Consider the following 20,622-nt stretch of genomic DNA (forward strand, 5'->3'; position numbering starts at 1 on the left):
TTCACACCCTTCATACACATTACATTTTACAATATATATTCTGTTCCAAAATTGAGATTTCATAGCAAAAAAAGCTGATCTAGCGCAGTTTTATAACTATGCTAGATCAGCTTTCCTATCATTAAAAGTAACGTTTCTTCCAAAAAACAAATGCTAAAGTGAAAGATAATGTTACACATATAATAAGTACAATTACAAAACCATGTGCTTCCCCTTCAAACGGAACCTTTACATTCATTCCAAAGAAACTAGAAACCATCGTTGGTAATGATAAAATGATTGTAATTGAAGTCAACAGTTTCATAACACTATTTAAATTGTTAGAAATAACCGAACTAAATGTATTCATCATCCCACTTAAAATGTGACTATATATTTCTGCCATTTCAATAGCCTGCTTATTTTCAATTAATACATCTTCTAATAAATCTTGATCATCTTCATACATTTTCAAAAATGTACTGTTTCGCATTAATTTTTGAATTACAATCTTATTGGCCTTTAATGATGTTGTAAAGTAAACTAAACTTTTTTCAAGACCGAGCAATGTGAAAATTTCTTTATTTTTCATCGACTTATTTAATTGGTGCTCTAAATCGATTGTTTTTCGATTAATTTGCTTTAAGTATCTTAAATAATAAGTAGAAATTGTATATAAGAGCTGAAGTGCGAAGCGCGTCTTTTTAAACGTATAAAATTCTTTAATACGTTGATTAATAAATCTTTCAAAAATTGGATTTTCTTCTAAGCAAATAGTAACAAAACAATCTGGCATTACAATCATACCTATTGGAATCGTGTCATAAATGGAATTTCCTTCTTCATCATGTCTGACTGTCGGAATATCCACGATAATTAAAGTATTATTGTCTTCCTTTTCAATACGAGAGCGTTCTTCATCATCCAAAGGGTCTTTAATGAAATCTAAGTCTACATTTAAAGTTTGTACTAGATACTGAATTTCTTCTTCTGTTGGATGAAGTACATTAATCCAGCAGCCCTTTTGCATTTCCTCAATCTCTTGTAGTTTTCCGTTTCGGTCTGTTAAATAAATATTTAACATACTATCACCCCGATTCTTTTTACATGTAGGAATCTACCTCACTTAAACAACAGTTTTTGAACCGCTATTTTCAGCATATGGAACAAACGATTAAATTTCAATAGAAAAATTATTTTGAAAACGTTTTTTTAAGAAAAATCTTGTAAACATAGAAAAAGACAGAGTGTTCTCTGCCTTTAAAAAAGCTTATGTTGCCTTTATAACATATTTAGAAAGCATCCACAAGTTAAAACCGACTGAAATCGTATAGCCAGCATATGTTGAAATGATAAAACTCACATAATCAAAATACGGTAGCAATACAATATTTAAAACTATCTTTACAATTATTCCGATTACTAATCCTAGCACTGTTTTCTGCTGTTGATTGATTCCTTGTAGCATAGCAGCCGTTACTGTGAAGAGTGAAAATAATATACAAGCAGGAGCATAGTACTGTAAAATGATTCTCCCCATCTCCGGATCATTTCCGGCACCAAATAAAAGAGTATATACTGGCTTAGCTAATACCATCATCCCAATTGCCGCTGGTACTGTAATCCCTACTACTAATACATTCGTCCTCGTAAAATGTTTGTACAGCAATTTTGTATTTCCTGCTGTATAAGCTTTCGTCATTTCCGGTACAAGAGACATACTAAAAGCGGTCGCAACGGAAACTGGAATGAGCACAACCATTTGAACTAAGCCGATAATCGCATTAATCTTTTCTGCTTCTCCTTGCATATATCCGATTTCTATGAGTAGTTTATTAATTGTAAATGTATCAATCGTCTGATACAACGGAATCGCTAAACCGACTACAACAAACGGTATTGAATATGTAAAGAGCTCCCTATATAACGAGAAAAAAGATTTCGTTGTTTGTTGTATACTTGCCATCTCTTTTTTCTTTAAGTGCCTTCTCCTTTTTACATAATACGCACTTAAAACGGTTAATCCACCTATTGCTCCCATAAATGCACCAAACGTTGAAATACCGACCGCTAGCGAAATAGACTCTTTTAAAACATATAAAACGACAAAACTTCCTATTAAAATGGTTAAGACCCGAAAAAATTGCTCAACAACTACACTTAGTGCAGAAGGCCCCATCGATTGAAACCCTTGAAAGAATCCCCTTAATAAACTCATTACTGGTACAAGTATTAGCGCAAAACTTACAATTTGAATGTTATTAGTGACCGCTGTTATACTATTCCCGCTTTGATCATTTCCATCGATTACAAGTTTAGCTAAATGTGGAGCTAATATATATAGTGTAAAACATGAAATAACTCCCATTATGAACATAAAAACGATACCACTCTTTAATACTCTTTTAACCGTATGATAATCATTCAGTTGATCATATTTTGATACCATTTTTGAAACGGCAAGTGGCAATCCCATCGTTGCAATGCTAAGCATAATTGTATAAGGACGGTATGCATACGTATATAATACGTACCCACTCGTACCTACCATTGCTGTAAATGGTATAACATATATGAACCCTAACATTTTAGATATCATCGTTGCCATCGTTAAAAATATCGTTCCACGTAAAAACGGTGATCCTTTCATCACATTCCCCCGCTACGCTTTATTATTACACATTATGGACAACTTCTTTTTTTTAGAACTGAAACAATAAAAAAAGCCAATGAAAAATCATTGACTTTAATGAGTTGTTTTTCTCTTTTTCAAAAGCTTTAAACCGAAGTAAAGAGCAATAAAGAAAACCGCACCTATAATTATGTAATGTGTGTAATCAGATGCATACTCTTTAATATGTCTCCAATTTCCACCAAGCTTTTCTCCTAAGTATATAAAAAGGATTGACCATGGAATAATCGCTACTACTGTATACAGTGTAAAGAGCTTTAACGGCATCTTAGCTAATCCTGCTGGAATAGAGATAGCATGGCGTACAACTGGGATAAAGCGTGCAGAGAATATTACACCTGCCCCGTATCGTTTAAACCAATTTTCTGCAATATCTAGATGATGCTTATTAATAAGTAAATATTTCCCGTATTTTTCAACAACCGGACGCCCTCCGTAGTATCCAAGCCAGTATAAAAAGATTTGCGCTAAAGTACCACCAATTGTTCCAGCGATAACAGCTCCGACAAAACTAATTTTTCCTTCTGCAACTAAAAACCCTGCATATGAAAGAACAATTTCACTCGGGATAATTTCAATCATTAAACCAAGCGCTACTCCAAAGTATCCTAGACTTGCAAAGAATTGCAATAACTGATCTATTATGTTTGCTAACATTTTCTTTTCTATCTCCTTTTTTCTTTACATACCATCCCATTATCACATAAAAATTGGCATCTGCCAATCTAATCATGTGAACCTCTTCACCTAACCTATAGACATTAATGATAACTACACAATGTTCTTTTTTGTTAAAAGAATATGTACAACCTTTCATCAATATACCCTAAAAGGATACTTGATTCATTTAATTAATCAAGTATCCTTTCCTTATTTTGATCTTTCATAAACGCAAACATTTCTTTAATCTGCCATTCGGTATTTCTAGCGATTGATAAATCAGGTATTTCATTTTCACTAAAAAAATCTATATCTTCTGTTTCAATACTTAGCTTTTTTTCTCCGCCAACAATCTCGCAACCTATAAAAACCTTATATATATGGGTTGCTGATGGGGATGGTTGATGTTTTTCTTTATCGAATATTGCTAGTAGCCTAAAATGATCTACTTTATAACCTGTCTCTTCTAATACTTCTTTCGCCGCGACTTCTGTTGGCGTATAACCAATGTCAGCCCATCCACCTGGCAATGCCCATTTCCTATCACTTTTTTCTTTCACAAATAATAGTGTTTCATTTTGAAAAATAACTGCCCGTATATCAACTTTAGGCGTTTGATAGCCTGTCTCACTTGCAAATAAATTCTCTACTATTTCCCAATCTGTGTTTGTGTAATGTGACATCATTGAAACTGAAATGTCCCGTAATTGTTGGAAACGCTCTATATCATATACATCTTTGGAATACATTAAACCAGCTTGTGCTATTGATTGTATTTGTTTGACCCAGTCAATCCATTTAACCGTCATATTTACACAACCCCACTCTTAATCAATTTCATTCTACTAAATATTATTTCACTTTTTTTCTCCATCTTTATTATACAAAAAAAGAGATTGATAATGTTTCAATCTCTTTCAAAATTAATCCAATTCATGTAAGTGGTCTTGTATATACTTTCTTCTTTTATTTATATATTCATAAATCATATGAGCCTCTTGATCAAATGTTTCGATTTTTCCTTTCATATATGGATCTTGTAGTAAATACGGGCGAATCGATTCACACATTCCTTCTACTTTTGGCCTCATAAATGAAACTGTAAATTGTTCTTCTAATATTTCTTCTAAAATACTTCTATATTGCTTTCTAAATACAGGTGTATCTAACAGCCTTGCACTTAACGTGTTATACCCTTGAATGCGAATATATTCATGATTAAGCGGTCTCCCTTGTACATCTCGCCCCCAAGTCGCATCATAATCCCACGGTATCACTTCAAATAAATTTGTTTCATCGTTATGATATAGTGCATAGTTATGAACGAAACCATCAAAGTTTTGCGTAAAAATAACTCCAGCTAACCATCGTAAATATTTATCTACATTTAGAAACTTCCCAATTTCTTTTTCATAATCTTCCCTCGACAAAGTATTCGCTTGAAATACAAAATCACTCAGTTGTTCTTCACTATTTTTATTCGAATGTTTAAATTCATAACCCGCAAAGAGCTCTGTCTTAACATCTTTATCTCGCTCACTCATTAATGAAAAATTCGCATCATCATCTATTGCATAATAAATAGAACCACTCGGTAATCCTCTACTTTTCAAAAAGTTTTCATCGACCGATTCTAACTGTAAATATACCCCTTGAATTTGACCATTAATTTTTATAAATACATGTTGTGACTTTGGTGAAAGTACACCAATATCATGAAAAAAATCTAAAGATAATTTATTTCGTATGAGAGACGGATCCATAAACTCAGAATTCAAATGAAACTCTTTCGCGCCTTGAAATTTTTTCGGTTTATAAAACATAACATGATAAGATTTTTTCTCAAATTCACGAATATGAGCACCACGGTAGACAATATCAATGTCATACTTCTTTTTTCCATATGTTAACTTTGCTGGTACTGGACTATCTGACCAAATGTCTTTTTTCAATTCCACTAAGTACATTGGATGAACAAAAAAATCATATGAAGGCAGCATGTTTTCTCATCCCTTCTCAGTTCTCTTCATTCAATGTATGCACCACGCCTTGTCCATACATCCGCTATCATCCATTTATATAAAATTACACTCTTGTCCTGTTCAGAAAGAAGCCGAATCTCATATCATGTTAAGGAAAAAGAATACCTTTTCAATTTAACACTCGATAAGGAGGATTTCTATGAAACGTGATATTAGAAAAGCTGTTGAAGAAATCAAAAGTGCAGGGATGGAGGATTTCTTACACCAAGATCCAAGTACTTTTGAGTGCGATGATGATAAATTCTCTCATCATCGATGTACAACAGGGTGTAAATGTACAACAGGACGGAAATGTACAACAGGGAATAAATGTACAACAGGGAATAAATGTCCAAGAACAAGATGTACTCGCGTAAAACATTGTACTTTCGTTACAAAATGTACTCATGTAAAAAAATGGACATTTGTTACAAAATGTACTCGTGTACGCGTTCAAAAATGGACGTTCGTTACGAAAGTGACACGTAGAAAAGAATGCGTTTTAGTTACAAAACGTACTCGCAGAAAACATTGTACTTTCGTTACAAAATGCATACGCTTTGAAAAGAAATGTTTCTGGACAAAACGATGTTTCTGTAAAAAATGCGAATTCTTCCCTCACGGACACGGTCGCTCTTGCGATGATTGTGATCATGGTAAAGACTGTCACGATGACGGGCACAAATGGAATGATTGCAAAGATTGCAGACACAAGTTTTCTTCTTGCAAGAATAAAAAATTCGATCACTTCTGGTATAAAAAACGTAATTGCTAGTTTTTTATGTCCACCAAAAAAGGTCGCTTTGCGACCTTTTTTACGTTTACTGAAAATGACTTATATCTGCAAATTGTTTTACTTTACCAAGATCTTCATCAAATTCAATCACACTAAGACTCGCGCTATGCATAAATGGCTCTCCCCATACATGTTCAATTTCAAGACCTGCAAAATGTCCTACAAGTAGTTTCGCTGCTGCAGCATGAGTAACTATTAAAATGTTTTCTCCTTTATGCTTTTCTAAAAGAAAGTGTATCCCTTCAATTACTCTTTTATAAACGGCCGCAAAGTTTTCCCCTGATTTTGACTGAAAAAGATGTGGTTCATTCCAAAATAAATGTACTTCTTCTGGATATTGCATTTCCAAATCAGCAATTGTTTGCCCTTCCCATATCCCCATATTTATTTCATAGAAACGTTCATCTTCTATAATTGGAATATCGCGTTCCCCTTTAATCAATTCAGCAGTATGAAGCGTTCTTTCGCTTGGACTACTATATATGGCATGGAGTGGTAAATCCTTCATACGCTCCCCTAATTGTTTCGCTTGTATCATACCATTCTCTGTTAATGCTGAATTTTTCCGTCCTTGCATCCGCCCTGCTACATTCCATTCTGTCTCACCGTGCCTTGTTACATATACCGTTGTCTTCATTTCCCATGCCTCCTTACCATTTTGGCCGCGATTCCCACGGCTCTACTCTCCCTATAATCCATTCTGTGCTTTTACTTTCAATTCCTTTTATAACTCCGTCAGCAATCTCTTCATGAGTAAGCCATCTTGCATATGTATCTTCTAAAATAAACCCTAATATAATTCTATAATAGCTACATAATGCCCCACCTATTTTTTGTGACTTCGTACGTGATGCACTACTACCTAATATATGAAATAAACTGTACTTTTCCGATGACAATTCAACCTCATTACAAATAAGTCGTAATGCATGCTTAGCACTCGAATGTACCCATGCAACAACTAATGTAATTGGACCATTCTGTTCAATTGTATTTGTAATAGATCGCTTTAGATCATCGTCATTTTGATAATCTAAAGGAAGACATGTTATATTTTCTGGTGCCGAACTCGCTTGCTTAACATTTTCTAATTTCACTTCATCTCGTCCAATAACAGACACACGAAATCCTTGATCACAAAGCCACATAGAAACTTTCTTTAACATTCCTGTTCCACCAATTACAAGTGCATGCAACTTCTTCCCCCCTTAGTAAAATGTCATATGAGGTTTCTCTTCCCTATAATAATTAAGTCGGTCTTGTAACGTCCCTGAATGAAACTCAAATTTATGACCATCTAGATCTTGAAAATATATAGATTCACAATCCCTCACATCTCGTTCTCTACCCTTTAAAATATGAACTTCATTTTCTTCTAATCGCTTTAACAAACAATTAAAATCTTCTTGTTCTACAGTGAATGAAATGTGCGTATAAGATTGATGAATCTCATTTCTTGGAATATGTACCTCTTCATTAAGTGCTACCCACACTCCGCATATATTAAAATATGCAAGCTTTCTTCCTTTAACCAATAATTCTCCTTCTAGTATCTTTTCGTAAAACACAATAGATTTCTCTAAATCTGAAACCGAAAAACAAAGATGATTGATTCCCCTTAACAACTATAGCTCCCCCTTATACAAATAAAAGATGAGCGAAAATTCACTCATCTTTTATTATACTATTTCTTTGTAATATATGCCCATTTATAACTAAAGTCCCCACCAAATGTATGGTTAGCGATACCTTTTACAAATGTCTTCTCTAAATAAGCCGTACTTTGCTGATAAGCAGGTGAGATTGCAGCGTCTTGACCAATTAAGATTTTTTCAGCTTCCGCAAGTGCTTTCCAGCGTGCTGCATCATCTTTTAATAATTCTCCTTTTGATTTTGCTACTAAATCATCATACTTCGGATTAGAATAATCCATTTCATTAAATGAGCTTCCAGTTACAAACATATCAATATAAGTCATTGGATCTGGATAGTCCGGACTCCATGCCGATAATGAGAATTCATATTCAAATTTCTTTTCTAATTCTAGCTTCTGCTTATATGGTTGTTGTTTCAAATTCACTTTAATACCAGGTAAATTTTTCTCTAACTCTTCTTTAATAAAGTCGCCCACTTTTTTACGGCTACCGTTATCATCATTTAGAAACTCTACTGTAATTGTATCTTGGCCAAGTTCTTTCTTCGCTTCTTCCCATAATTTTTTTGCTTTTGCTGCATTATCTTTACTGTCACGGAAATTTTTATTAACAGAACGGAAATCTTTCCCATCTGGCCCTGTCGTAAATTTTTCAGGTACTAAGAAATATGCTGGCATTGATCCGTCATTTAAAATAACATTCGCAATTCCTTTTTTATCATATGCCAAATCAATTGCTTCACGGACTTTTTGGTTTTTAAATGTTGCATTTTTTTGGTTAAAACGCAAGAAATACATGCGTGGATCTAACTTCGTTTTAAATTCATCTGGCTTATTCTTTTTATATTTATCAACAAATTCAGAAGTTAAAATAACTCGATCTGCTTGATCACTATCATATAAATTTACTCCCGTGCTTGTTTCCTTCACAATACTTACATTAATTTCGTCCAACTTTACAGTATCTTTATCCCAATAATTAGGATTTTTCTTCAACTGATAATTTTGTTCATGTTTCCATTGACTCATTGTAAATGGTCCATTATATAATAATTTATCTGCTTCTAATCCGTATTTATCTCCTTGCTCTTTCACATATTTTTCATTTAATGGGAAAAATGTAGGGAACGACGTAAGCTCAAGAAAATAAGGTGCTGGTTGCTCTAATTCTACTACCAACGTTTTATCATCCTTCGCTTTAACACCCAATTGATCTGATGGTAATTCTCCTTTATTTACTTTCTGTGCATTTTTCACATCAAATAAAATGAATGCATATTCTGCCGCTATTGCTTTATCTAATGTACGTTGCCATGCATATACAAAATCTTGTGCTCGAACTGGATCACCATTTGACCATTTCGCATCACGTAATTCAAATGTATATGTCTTTTTATCTTCACTAATCTTCACATCTTTTGCCATGCCTGGTGTTGGTTTATTATCTTTATCTAGACGATATAAACCTTCCATTGCATTTACAAATACACGGAAAGATACAGAATCCGTTGATTTAGATGTATCCATTGAAGGAATTTCAGCTGTTTCTAGCAAATTTAAAACTTGTTTATCTGCCATTCCGTTATTCGATTCTTTCTTCGTTGTCGAAGCCTTCTCACCATTCCCACATCCTGCAACCAATACACTCGTCGTTAACGCAAGTGCAGCAATTGTTGTTGTCTTTCTCTTCATTCTTCCTTCCCCCAATCTATATGTATAAGTTAAATCCTATATAATATATTTTATTATACAAAAAATTCTGATTATTTTAAATATTTATTTTAACAAACATAGAAAAAAGCGGTCGGAAATTTCTTTCCAGCCGCTTTCTTGAATAGCATTTACTTGTAATCCATCCTCTATATCAAATGGATTTTGAACCTTAAATATTTCTTCCATCATCTTCAAAAACTCTTCTTCATTTTTAGATTCACCATTAACCGTAAGTGAGTATGGTTCCACTTCACCCAATTTATAATCGACAACAAATTGAATCGTCACCTTTTGTCTTGGCGTTCCGGCGTTATATCCTTGGAATTCTACTAATTCTAACCCTTCCGTTCCACGATAATATATCCAACCTGAATTTTGAAAATAATTTTCGAAAGATTCACCTATTGAAAAGAAAGGATATTCATAAAGCGAGCTTGTACGAACCTTTTGAATAACGTCTCGATCAGTTGGAAAAAAGAAATGGCTTAAAAGAAGGCTAGCAACTGCTAAAATAGTTACGATTGTTGCTCCCATTTTACTCGTTCCACCACTATCACGGATGAGATAATTTTCAACCGCTTCATCTTTAATTCCCCGTGCTTTTATTCGATATATACGCCTTTCTGCAAATTGATAATATAATCCATTCGCAAAAATCCCCATCCCAAATAGAATAAAAACGAGTAATAAAAACGTAAGAGGCACCATATTAATGATTGGCACTGCTACGTTGAACCCCATAAAATAAGAAAACGCATCACATGCTACTAATAACAGTATAAATAAAGCAGCAGGTAAATAATACTTACGATATCCAAGCCAACCCACATTGAAAATAGCAGCCAAACCATTCCAGCTCCACCTAGCAATTCGCTTGTTTTCAAGCTCCCATTTTCTTTTGTAATACGGATATTGTCTCCCTACATATACTTCTAATTCTTTGTCTATTAACGAGCTACTTTCCCCTTGTTCATTATGCAAATTTCGTTGGCAATTTGCACAATTTAACTGATCATTAGTACAAGGTTGCCCACAATTTATACATTTCAAAACGATCCCTCTTTCCATCCACACTTCATTTTAAAATACCTTCATGCTTCAATAACCACTCTTTCCTCCATAAACCACCCGCATACCCAACAAGCTTTCCACTCTTTCCTATTACACGGTGACATGGAACGATAATTGAAATTGGATTCCGGCTATTTGCTCCTCCTATCGCTCGTACAGCTTTTGTATTGCCGACCTTCTCCGCAATATCTAAATATGAAGCACTTACGCCGTACGGAATAGTATAGAGCGCATCCCATACATTTTTTTGAAATAATGTTCCCTCAGCAGACAACGGAACCGTGAACTCTTTTCTTTTCCCCTTAAAATATTCCTCTAGCTCATTTATACACTGATCTATCATTTCATTTGTACGTTCTTCTTGTCGTTCATCAACAAATATAACAGACGTAATTCCTTTATCATTTGCTGTAATTTCCAGCAAACCTAATTCACTTTCATAATAAGCCTGATACATATGTCATCCTCCAATTCATTTCATATTAGTCATTGTAACACGAATAGACAAAATTTTTCGTATAAGCGTTTTGTTAGGGAAACAAAAAAGAGAATGATACAATGTAAGAAAATTCAATCAAGGAGGCTATTTGATGCATTCCCAACTTTTTTCACCCTATACAATTAAGGACGTTACACTAAAAAACCGTATCGTTATGTCGCCTATGTGCATGTATTCATCAGAAAACGCGGATGGTCAAGTAACTAATTTTCATCTCGTCCATTATGGAACCAGGGCCGCTGGTCAAGTAGGTCTAGTTATGATTGAAGCAACAGCTGTGTTACCTGAAGGACGAATTTCTAACAAAGACCTAGGCATTTGGGATGACATTTTAATTGAAGGCTTACATAAAACGACAACTTTTATACATGATAACGGTGCAAAAGCAGCCATTCAACTCGCTCATGCCGGAAGAAAGGCTGAATTAGAAACAGACGCTTTCGCTCCCTCAGCAGTTCCATTTAGCGACGGAATGAAAATACCAGTAGAAATGAATAAACAGCAAATTAAAGAAACCGTTTCTGCTTTTCAAAAAGCAGCTTTCCGCTCTAAACAAGCGGGATTTGACATTATTGAATTACACGGTGCTCACGGTTATCTTATTAACGAATTTCTTTCTCCACTTTCCAATAAGCGGACTGATGAATACGGGGGCTCACCTGAAAATCGCTATCGTTTCCTACGCGAAATCATTGACTCTGTAAATGAAGTTTGGAACGGACCGTTATTTGTTCGTATTTCGGCAAATGATTATCATCCTGATGGGTTAACGGTTCAAGATTATGTACAGTATACAGGATGGATGAAAGAACAGGGTGTAGATTTAATCGATTGTAGTTCTGGTGCTGTTGTACCGGCACATATTGATGTGTATCCTGGGTATCAAGTACAATATGCTAAACATATTAAGGAACATATTAACATTGCAACAGGCGCAGTAGGATTAATTACAACTGGATCACAAGCAGAGCAAATTTTAAAAACTAACGAGGCAGATTTAATTTTTATCGGACGTGAGTTACTTCGCAATCCATACTTCCCAAGAATAGCCGCCAATGAACTAGGCTTTGAATTACAAGAACCATATCAATACGGGCGAGCACCTGGAAACATTAAAACTAATAAATAAAACCGAGAAGTCATTCTTCTCGGTTTTATTTATTCTATCGTTGTAATTTCATTTGAATTATAAATATGGATACCCGATTCCTCTCGCAATGCCGTTATATACATTCCTTTCGCCACATCTTTAGCTGAAATTGGTTTGTACTTTTTAAAAGCTCCTTTAAATATAAACGGGAGAATACGAGATAATTTCTCGGCCATTCTTTCTCCAAAACGATATTCTTGTCGATTTCCTACTAATAATGAAGGCCTAAAAATGTGTATGCCACCAATAACTAGCTTTTTCAGCTCCTCTTCCATCCTCCCCTTCACTTGCGAGTAAAAGAAGAATGATTTAGGATTCGCTCCCATTGATGAAATAACAAGAAAATTTTGCACGCCTTGTTTTTCAGCTAAGCAAGCAGCTCGCAATGTATATTCATAATCTACTTTTTTAAAATTCGCCTTCGACTTCGCTTTTTTTATCGTTGTCCCTAAACAACTGAATACATCATCTACTGCAAAAAATTCTTTATATTCCTCTAACACTGAAAAATCCACCTGTTTCTGCTGTAATTTCTCATGTTGTAATTGTAATGGTTCCCTTACAAAAATAGTAACCGAATCGTAGTAATCTGAGTCAAGTAATAGTCGCGTTATTTCTTGTCCAACTAACCCACTTGCACCAAGTACTAACGCTGTTCGCTTATTCATATATGTGTATACCTCTTTATTTACTATTCTCCCCTATAGCTATTCGTCGCTAACAGGAGTTTCCATTCTCCTATTTTACCATAAGTAAAGCACTATGCGTACGCATAGTGCTTTACTTACTCTTTTTTCTTTTCTTTTTCTTCCATTGGTAATTTCGTTATTGTTGTAGCATCTCCTAAATTACTTATTAATCTCCTTAAAAAAATTAAAACAAAAGATAATGGCAAAACGACCGCAAGTATTAATAAGATGGCCTCCATGAAGTAACCCAAGCACTCATCCCCTTTTCTCTGCTCCCTCCCAATATATGAAAGTAACATTGTCACATATGCACTAATAATAAAAATTAATACCTTTCTTTTTGACAAATTTATAACAAAACCAAATCGTAATGATTATTATTTATTGCAACTTTCATAAAGATGTATTATACTAGGTTCGCGAACTAAAACGTAATTATTCCGTTTTGCATTAAAACGATATTTTCTTCTTATATTTGGAGAAAATATAATTGTAAAAAAGAAAAGAGGAGAATTATATGCCTAAAAAATTAGCTCTATTTTCATTTATACTTATTTTCACACTCATCTTTGCTGGATGTTCTAACAACAAAGAAGGTGCAGCGAAAAAAGATGGGAAACTTTCTGTTTATACAACCATTTTCCCACTCGCTGACTTTGCCAAAAAAATCGGTGGTGATTATGTAAATGTAGAAACAATTTACCCACCTGGTGCGGATTCTCATACATTTGAACCAAGTCAAAAGCAGACTGTACAAGTTGCGAAAGCCGATTTATTTGTTTATAACGGCGCAGAATTAGAACCCTTTGCCGAAAAAATGGAAAAATCATTAAAAAAAGAAAACGTAAAAATTGTAAATGCATCTAAAGATATCGAACTTCGTGCTTCATCTGAAGAAGAGCAGCACGATCATGGAGACGGTCATAAAGAAGATGAACATCATCATGATAAAGACCCACACGTTTGGATCGATCCTACTCTTGCGATGAAACAAGCAGAAAAAATTAAAAATGCACTTGTAGAATTACAGCCTGAACATAAAAAAGAGTTCGAAAAAAACTTTGCAGCACTACAAACAAAATTTACTGATCTAGATGATCAATTTAAAGCTGTCGTTGCAAATGCAAAAACGAAAGAAATATTAGTTTCACACGCAGCTTATGGCTACTGGGAACAACGATACGGTTTAAAACAAATCCCAATCGCTGGAATTTCAGCATCTGATGAACCATCTCAAAAACAGCTAGCTGACATTACAAAAACAGTAAAAGAGCACGGCCTAAAATATATTTTATTTGAAACATTCTCTACTCCAAAAGTAGCATCAGTGATTCAACAAGAAACTGGCACAAAAATTTTACGTTTAAATCACCTTGCTACTATTTCTGAAGATGATGCTAAGAACAATAAAGATTACTTTACTTTAATGGAAGAAAACGTGAATACTTTAAAAGAAGCAACAAACTAATCAACTATATTTTCTAGGCAGCTGAATATGTCATTCAGCTGCCTTTTTATGTATTTACCCTTGACTTGACCGAAATAACAAGTAAAATTATCCATATTAGCTTTTAAGCTATAATAATTTAGAAGGTGAGTTGGAACTATGAATCTTCACATTTGTGAAGTAACAGCAAATAATTGGCGTTCAGTTGCTGCTTTAGACGTAGCAAAAGACCAGCAGCAATTTATTGAAAGCAATGCGTTTTCTTTAGCAGAATCATTATATGAAGAAAACGGAACGTCAGTAGGCTTATATGACAAAGAAACACTCGTTGGATACGCAATGTACGGTTGGTATTCCCAAAAGCATGAAAGCGTATGGTTAGATCGTTTTATGATTGATCAGCATTTTCAAGGAAAAGGATATGCAAAACGTTTCCTTCGCTTGCTCATTCAATTCTTACAACAAAAATTCGAATGTAAAATAATTTATTTAAGTTTACATCCTGACAACAAACTCGCAATGGGACTTTATGAGTCATTTGGCTTCCGTTTAAACGGGGATATCGATGACGAAGGCCCAGTTGTAGGTGTTGTAATGGAATTACTAATAGATGAAAATACAAGCCTGTGAAAACAGGCTTTTTATTATTTATTTATTAATGTCACATTTTCTATATTTAATTTTTTCTTCCTATGTGCTTCGCTTTTGCAATCTAGTATTATCTCCGTAAAATGCTCATTCGATTGAATTAGATGAATCATTTGATTGTTTAAACGTATTACTATTTCTTCTTCCTCATTTGTAACATCTGAAAATAGACAATTAATAATGTCTCTATCTTCATTTGTTATTTCTCCATATAATTTCACCGTATTTATTCCTGTAATTCCCTGTTCCAAACTATTTGGATACATATATTTCTCCATATATTCTCTGCTCTTTTGATCATCCATTTGTTGTAGAAAGAATTGAAACGGCATCCCCTTCATCGGCTGTATGTATGCATTTTTCCACGGCATAGTTTTCTTAAATAAATTAAAAAACCACTTATATTGTAATGATTCTGGTTTTGTAATTTCAATTCCAGCTTCTATCATTTTTTCATACACTTTATCTATATTTTCAACATCAATTGCCAATCCGATGAGTCCTCTATGGCCAGCATAATATTTCTGAACCCACTCTTGTACCCAACCACCCCCATCTTTTGTTTTTACTCTTACTAATTCTAAATATTCTTTTCCAATCCATATGTTAGATACTTTAAACCCTTTCGTTCCCTTTCCCCATTTTGGAACATATGGAAGCCCGATAGAATGTACATTTTTAATCGTTTCCTTATTTTCTTGCATCTCTTTATTTACATTTATAACAAGATGATCGATTTTCATATTCTTCCCACCACATTTTTATTTTTTTAATAGTTTCTCTAACCTATGAATAAATCGAAGTTGCATCTCACATTGTTCATACATATTTTCGAAAATCAGTTTCACATACGCTGGCGCGTTATCTTTTAGTCTTTCTCCTTTCCTCATCTCTTCATAAGTAGATCGTATTTCACTTTTCTGCTCTTCTAAAGCTTCTAAAATCTCCTCTCTCATACTCTCTTCTTCTGACAGAAATGTTAACGCTGTATATAGATGTTTCGGAAACATAACTGAAGTTTTTTGAAACGACTCTTTTAATAACCTTTTAAATTCTTGACTTCCCTTTTCTGTAATACAATATATCGTTTTCGACCGTTTTCCGGTCATTTCAATTGCTTTAACTTGAATGAAATTTTCATTTTCCATTTTTTTTAATGCGTGATAAATAGAAGCTGGGAAAACTTCCGCCCATTTATTACTTTGCACCATATTTAGCGCCTGCTGTATTTCATAACCAGATAGCGACTCCCTTTTAGTAAGCAATCCAAGAATCATTAAACGCACCTTTTCTCCCCCTACCCTAACAAAATACTAAACGTTTAGTATTTTCAGATTATTTTAATGCAAATTCCAATTTTAGTAAACAAAAAAAGCCTGCAATATACGCAGACTTATTTCACACACTCTTCAAAATGTTCCTGGAACCATTCTTTATTAATATCTTTTCCGATGAAAACTACTTCACTTACTCGCTCTTCGCCCTCTTGCCACTCTCTATCGTACGAAGCAGCAAACAATGTATGTACACCTTGGAATACGATGCGTTTATCTACTCCATCAATCGATAAAATTCCTTTGTAACGATATAAATACTCTCCTAGCTCTTGAACGACAGCTGACATCCACTCATTCAGTTTTTGTAAATCTAACGGCCGCTCTTCACGGAGTACAAACGATTTTACACCTTCTAAATGATTATGTTCTTTATGAGGGTAAATTTGTAACGTATCTTTCGTTTTAAACGTTTGAATTTGTAGTAACGATGGTATATCTACCTCACAGTTAGTCGTCTCGATTAATTTTGCAGTTGGGTTAATTCCTTGCAGTTCATGCAAGAGATTTTCCTTTTCACTTTCTTCAATTAAATCTAATTTATTCACCAGCACTACATCAGCAAATGCAATTTGTTCCTTCGCTTCTAGTCCCTTTTCAAAATGTTTATGTATATGATAACTATCTACTACTGTTACAACGCCGTTAATTTGGTATGCAGATTGAATAACTGGATCTAAAAAGAATGTTTGAATAATCGGACCTGGGTTCGCAAGACCGGTCGTTTCAATTACTAAACCATCAAAATCCATTTCCCCCTCTGCTTTTACATCCAGTAATTGTTTTAAAGCAACGAGTAAATCTTCACGTACAGTACAGCATAAACAGCCATTTGTCATTTCCATAATTTCTTCTTCAACATTCATAATCAATTGATTATCAATACCAATTTGTCCTATTTCATTTACAATCACCGCCAATTTCTTACCGTGATTTTCTGATAAAATACGATTTAATAAAGTCGTTTTCCCTGATCCAAGAAAACCAGTTAATATTGTTACTGGAATCATCCCTTACATCTCCTTATAGCTCTATGTTCCTACATTATAGCATATAGAGAAAATCGTTTTTGTAGCAAAACATATTTATTGTATGTACAACCGGGTAACTATATAATAGTATGTAGCAAGAAAGCCTTTTCAAAAATATTATCATTCATCAAGGGGGTACTTAAAATGGAACGAGTTCAAATGGCCGAAACACTAGAATTTTCTCGTATTATTCAAGGATTTTGGCGTTTAGCAGAATGGAATATGACGAAACAAGAATTACTTTCTTTTATTGAATCTTGTATGGATATGGGGATCACTACTTTTGATCACGCTGATATTTATGGTGGATATACGTGTGAAGAATTGTTTGGAGAAGCGTTACAACTCAAGCCTTCCTTACGCGAAAACATGCAAATTATCACAAAATGTGGAATCGCTCCCCCATCACCGAAATTTCCAGAGCGATATGTTGCTCACTACAACACGAGTGCTGAACATATCATAAAGAGCGCGGAGGATTCATTACAAAACTTACATACAGATTATATTGATGTATTGCTCATTCACCGCCCTGATCCATTTATGGACCCAAATGAAGTGGCCGAAGCGTTCTCACGCTTAAAGCAAGAAGGAAAAGTTCGTCACTTCGGTGTATCTAACTTTTTACCTTCACAGTTTAATATGTTAAGTTCGTATTTAGATTTCCCGCTTATTACGAACCAAATTGAAGTATCTGCGTTGCAACTTGAGCATTTTGAAAAAGGTACGATTGATTTATGCCAAGAAAAACGAATCAATCCAATGATTTGGTCACCTCTTGCTGGTGGAGAAATCTTTACTGGCCAATCAGAACGCGCCTTACGTGTACGTGAAACTTTACAAAAAATTGCTACTGTGCTAGGTGTTGATAGCATCGATACTGTTATGTATGCATGGTTACTTGCTCATCCAGCTAAAATGATGCCAATTGTTGGCTCTGGCAAATTAGATCGAGTAAAAACGGCTGCAATGGCAACAAAAGTTAATTTAGACCGCCAACAATGGTTTACAATTTTCGAGAGCTCTAACGGTCATCCTGTACCATAATATAAAAAAAGAAGAGCTATTTTCTTACAGCTCTTCTTTTTCATATGTATTTCTCGTCATTGCAAATACACACATATCTTTTAATCCATTTCCATCTACCGCAATACTGGCACTTTCTAAAATACCCTCTAATTTAAAGCCTAATTTCTCTGGTATCGCTCTACTCTTCTTATTTAGAGAATCACAACGAATTTCTACGCGGTTTGCTTTTAGTTCAGAAAAAGCGTAATCTGTTATACCTTTCGCAGCCTCTACCATATAGCCCTTTCCACTAAACCTTGAATCAATCCAATACCCGATTTCAAATTGAGGTATATCCCAATTAATACGATGTAATCCGGCAGATGCAATAAATTCACCTGTTTCTTTCGAAAAAACTAGTAATCTCAAATCCTCACGCTGCAAAAATTGAATATATGATTTTCTAATACTCTCTTCTAGTTCTTCCGCTGTTTGCTCTTTTTGTGCAAAAGCCATCCAAGGTTTTAATTCTTGCATTGAAGCTTGAATTGCATCATATACAACTTTACCATCACCTGGTTTCGGCATTCGAATAAATAGCCTTTCAGTATAAAATTCAGAAGGAAAATCAAATAATAACGGATTCACTGTCAACACTCCCTATAATTCTTTTGTATATAATACTATCCATCTCAAGTTATACAGTAAAGAAATTTCTGAATTTTAAACATTTTATTCATTTACCTCTACCGCAACACGAACTCCAGACTCAATCGCACCTTGAATCCATCCGTGATACAGCGTTGTATGATCTCCAGCAAAGTATATTCTCCCCTCAGGTTTTACAATGACTGGCTGTAATTCAGATTCTTGACCAGCTTGAAAAAGAGCAAACCCTCCAAGTGCATATGGATCTAATGTCCAACTTTTTGATATTCCAGACATGAACTCATCATATACTTGACCGCCTAATATTGTTGCTAAGTTGTGTAATGTGTAATAAATACGATCACCCTTCGATAGCCCATCCCATAGTAACGCATCATAAGACCATGTATAGCTTCCTAACATCATAGCAGGTCCTTTCTCTCCAATTCCATGGCTTGGATAATAGGCGTAACGAATTGGCAAATCTGTTATGATTCTTCCGCCTAATTGTCCTTGTTCTTCCCAAAATCGACTTTTAAATTGAATTCCTATTTTCGTCGCAGGCATATAATGCAATTCACGAATTGCTTTCCACTTTTCATGAGATATAGAGTCAAATGGATCTACTTCCACAAAACGCATTGTCGAAAACGGAATTGTAACAATAACTAAATCCCCTGTAATACTACTATATTCAAAAGTTGCCTCGTTTCGATAGAAAGCCGTCACACCGTTATCGTGTTGATGTAGCTTCATTAATTTTTGATTATAAATAATATTCCCTTCTAATTGCGGTAAAAAAGATTTTGGTAATCTATCGTTTCCACCTATTATTTCACACAATCCACTCTCCTCTTGCATAATGTATAAAAAACGTAACGTCTCAACGAATGATCTTTCTAAAAAACCTTCTAAATCTAATAAAACACCAATCATCTCAATCGTTATTGGTGAAAAATACGTATTATATTGATAAGGATGGTACTTTAAAAATTGTCCTGTAGAGTATCTTCCAAAATCCTTTACTACAACATCCCAATTTTTCTCTGGGTTCTTTTTTATAAAATTTATTATGGGCTGTACCGCTAACAATAATAGTTCCTCAGACGTTTTCCCAACTTCATTCATTTCCACAGGATATCTTAAAATACTTGGATCTTTTTCGTATTGTTTTAATGTCGTTTTCCGACCATTTACGTAGATGATATCTGTCTCATTCCTATTAATAAAAGGGCTCACCTGTAACCCAAATTTTCTTATATATGCCATCGTTAACGTGTGCGAATATGGAATTCTCATCGCTCCAACATCTAAATATAATCCGGTATCTTCCATTCTAACTGTCTCTATGCGGCCGCCTACACGATTGTTTGCTTCAAAAATCTTCACTTCATGTCCTGCAGCCTTTAATAAAGATGCCGAAACTAATCCAGCCATGCCTGCCCCTACTACAATAATTTGTTTCGGACGTGTCGTCTTATTCAATCCCTTATTTATAACTTGTAACGTTTCATCCATCTCAGTGTTATACATTAAGTCTTTCTGCACAATTCCACCCCTTACTTCATAAAATGCGCGTTAG

Annotated in this window: 23 protein-coding genes; 5 read left to right on the forward strand and 18 right to left on the reverse strand. The window is 34.5% G+C overall.

Annotated elements, in window-relative coordinates; genetic code table 11:
* Positions 1–121: 121 nt before the first annotated feature.
* The 5 genes from BAU27_RS01415 to cotH all read right to left on the reverse strand — a co-directional run bounded on the left by BAU27_RS01415 (position 122) and on the right by cotH (position 5,331).
* The gene (locus tag BAU27_RS01415) at positions 122–1,063 is read right to left on the reverse strand and encodes a magnesium transporter CorA family protein (RefSeq protein ID WP_000932386.1); all 942 of its coding nucleotides are present in this window, start codon (positions 1,061–1,063) and stop codon (positions 122–124) included.
* Between the two features lie 186 nt (positions 1,064–1,249).
* Positions 1,250–2,629 (reverse strand): putative polysaccharide biosynthesis protein, encoded by a 1,380-nt coding sequence (locus BAU27_RS01420; protein ID WP_071769932.1) that lies wholly within the window; start codon positions 2,627–2,629, stop codon positions 1,250–1,252.
* Between the two features lie 96 nt (positions 2,630–2,725).
* Positions 2,726–3,328 (reverse strand): undecaprenyl phosphate transporter UptA, encoded by a 603-nt coding sequence (gene uptA / locus BAU27_RS01425; RefSeq protein WP_000880692.1) that lies wholly within the window; start codon positions 3,326–3,328, stop codon positions 2,726–2,728.
* A gap of 194 nt (positions 3,329–3,522) precedes the next feature.
* Positions 3,523–4,140, reverse strand: coding sequence for an NUDIX hydrolase (locus BAU27_RS01430; protein ID WP_071769933.1), 618 nt, complete (start codon positions 4,138–4,140; stop codon positions 3,523–3,525).
* A gap of 114 nt (positions 4,141–4,254) precedes the next feature.
* Positions 4,255–5,331 carry a spore coat protein CotH gene (gene cotH, locus BAU27_RS01435; protein ID WP_071769934.1) on the reverse strand — a complete coding sequence of 359 codons (1,077 nt, stop codon included), beginning with the start codon at positions 5,329–5,331 and terminating at the stop codon, positions 4,255–4,257.
* A 181-nt stretch (positions 5,332–5,512) separates the two neighbouring features.
* Between cotH and exsB the strand changes: the two genes are divergently transcribed.
* Entirely contained in the window at positions 5,513–6,127 is a 615-nt protein-coding gene (gene exsB / locus BAU27_RS01440; RefSeq protein ID WP_071769935.1) for an exosporium protein ExsB, read from the forward strand.
* Positions 6,128–6,173: 46 nt separating this feature from the next.
* Here the strand turns inward: exsB and BAU27_RS01445 are convergent, their stop codons facing one another.
* From BAU27_RS01445 to BAU27_RS01470, 6 genes are all read right to left on the reverse strand, one after another.
* Entirely contained in the window at positions 6,174–6,785 is a 612-nt protein-coding gene (locus BAU27_RS01445; protein ID WP_071769936.1) for a phosphoserine phosphatase 1, read from the reverse strand.
* Between the two features lie 13 nt (positions 6,786–6,798).
* Positions 6,799–7,344 (reverse strand): short-chain dehydrogenase, encoded by a 546-nt coding sequence (locus BAU27_RS01450; RefSeq protein ID WP_071769937.1) that lies wholly within the window; start codon positions 7,342–7,344, stop codon positions 6,799–6,801.
* A 12-nt stretch (positions 7,345–7,356) separates the two neighbouring features.
* Positions 7,357–7,773 carry a FosBx1 family fosfomycin resistance bacillithiol transferase gene (fosB, locus tag BAU27_RS01455; RefSeq protein ID WP_071769938.1) on the reverse strand — a complete coding sequence of 139 codons (417 nt, stop codon included), beginning with the start codon at positions 7,771–7,773 and terminating at the stop codon, positions 7,357–7,359.
* A 59-nt stretch (positions 7,774–7,832) separates the two neighbouring features.
* On the reverse strand, positions 7,833–9,494 hold the full coding sequence (locus tag BAU27_RS01460; RefSeq protein ID WP_071769939.1) for a peptide ABC transporter substrate-binding protein: 1,662 nt from the start codon (positions 9,492–9,494) through the stop codon (positions 7,833–7,835).
* Positions 9,495–9,578: 84 nt separating this feature from the next.
* Positions 9,579–10,565, reverse strand: a complete 987-nt coding sequence (locus BAU27_RS01465; protein ID WP_071769940.1) for a DUF2628 domain-containing protein — start codon at positions 10,563–10,565, stop codon at positions 9,579–9,581.
* Positions 10,566–10,590: 25 nt separating this feature from the next.
* Complete coding sequence (locus tag BAU27_RS01470) at positions 10,591–11,043, reverse strand: methylated-DNA--[protein]-cysteine S-methyltransferase (RefSeq protein WP_000283898.1); 453 nt, start codon at positions 11,041–11,043, stop codon at positions 10,591–10,593.
* A 133-nt stretch (positions 11,044–11,176) separates the two neighbouring features.
* On the opposite strand from BAU27_RS01470, the gene namA reads away from it, so the two are divergent.
* A complete protein-coding gene (gene namA / locus BAU27_RS01475) occupies positions 11,177–12,214 on the forward strand; it encodes an NADPH dehydrogenase NamA (protein WP_071769941.1) in 1,038 nt (345 codons plus the stop codon).
* Positions 12,215–12,243: 29 nt separating this feature from the next.
* On the opposite strand, the gene BAU27_RS01480 is transcribed toward namA, so the two are convergent.
* Together BAU27_RS01480 and BAU27_RS31565 are read right to left on the reverse strand one after the other, a co-directional pair.
* Positions 12,244–12,903: an oxidoreductase gene (locus BAU27_RS01480; RefSeq protein WP_071745615.1), complete on the reverse strand. Its 660-nt coding sequence runs from the start codon at positions 12,901–12,903 to the stop codon at positions 12,244–12,246.
* A gap of 116 nt (positions 12,904–13,019) precedes the next feature.
* Positions 13,020–13,175 (reverse strand): hypothetical protein, encoded by a 156-nt coding sequence (locus BAU27_RS31565; RefSeq protein ID WP_000540342.1) that lies wholly within the window; start codon positions 13,173–13,175, stop codon positions 13,020–13,022.
* Positions 13,176–13,441: 266 nt separating this feature from the next.
* Here BAU27_RS31565 and BAU27_RS01490 point away from each other — a divergent pair, with 266 nt between their 5' ends.
* Both BAU27_RS01490 and BAU27_RS01495 read left to right on the forward strand, forming a co-directional pair.
* Complete coding sequence (locus BAU27_RS01490; RefSeq protein WP_016094218.1) at positions 13,442–14,392, forward strand: metal ABC transporter substrate-binding protein; 951 nt, start codon at positions 13,442–13,444, stop codon at positions 14,390–14,392.
* A gap of 138 nt (positions 14,393–14,530) precedes the next feature.
* Complete coding sequence (locus BAU27_RS01495) at positions 14,531–15,001, forward strand: GNAT family N-acetyltransferase (RefSeq protein WP_071745616.1); 471 nt, start codon at positions 14,531–14,533, stop codon at positions 14,999–15,001.
* 14 nt (positions 15,002–15,015) lie between these two features.
* Here the strand turns inward: BAU27_RS01495 and BAU27_RS01500 are convergent, their stop codons facing one another.
* The 3 genes from BAU27_RS01500 to BAU27_RS01510 form a co-directional block, all read right to left on the reverse strand.
* A complete protein-coding gene (locus BAU27_RS01500) occupies positions 15,016–15,762 on the reverse strand; it encodes a VOC family protein (RefSeq protein WP_071769942.1) in 747 nt (248 codons plus the stop codon).
* Positions 15,763–15,780: 18 nt separating this feature from the next.
* Complete coding sequence (locus BAU27_RS01505; RefSeq protein WP_071745618.1) at positions 15,781–16,305, reverse strand: PadR family transcriptional regulator; 525 nt, start codon at positions 16,303–16,305, stop codon at positions 15,781–15,783.
* Positions 16,306–16,412: 107 nt separating this feature from the next.
* The gene (locus tag BAU27_RS01510) at positions 16,413–17,363 is read right to left on the reverse strand and encodes a CobW family GTP-binding protein (RefSeq protein ID WP_071745619.1); all 951 of its coding nucleotides are present in this window, start codon (positions 17,361–17,363) and stop codon (positions 16,413–16,415) included.
* 165 nt (positions 17,364–17,528) lie between these two features.
* Between BAU27_RS01510 and BAU27_RS01515 the strand changes: the two genes are divergently transcribed.
* On the forward strand, positions 17,529–18,431 hold the full coding sequence (locus tag BAU27_RS01515; RefSeq protein WP_071769943.1) for an aldo/keto reductase: 903 nt from the start codon (positions 17,529–17,531) through the stop codon (positions 18,429–18,431).
* Between the two features lie 24 nt (positions 18,432–18,455).
* Here BAU27_RS01515 and BAU27_RS01520 read toward each other — a convergent pair whose 3' ends face one another.
* Positions 18,456–19,040, reverse strand: coding sequence for a GNAT family N-acetyltransferase (locus BAU27_RS01520; RefSeq protein WP_071769944.1), 585 nt, complete (start codon positions 19,038–19,040; stop codon positions 18,456–18,458).
* Between the two features lie 84 nt (positions 19,041–19,124).
* Positions 19,125–20,588: a flavin monoamine oxidase family protein gene (locus BAU27_RS01525; RefSeq protein WP_071769945.1), complete on the reverse strand. Its 1,464-nt coding sequence runs from the start codon at positions 20,586–20,588 to the stop codon at positions 19,125–19,127.
* Positions 20,589–20,622: the final 34 nt, after the last annotated feature.

The sequence above is a fragment of the Bacillus sp. NH11B genome (genome assembly GCF_001884205.1).
GTDB classification, from domain to species: Bacteria; Bacillota; Bacilli; order Bacillales; family Bacillaceae_G; genus Bacillus_A; species Bacillus_A proteolyticus.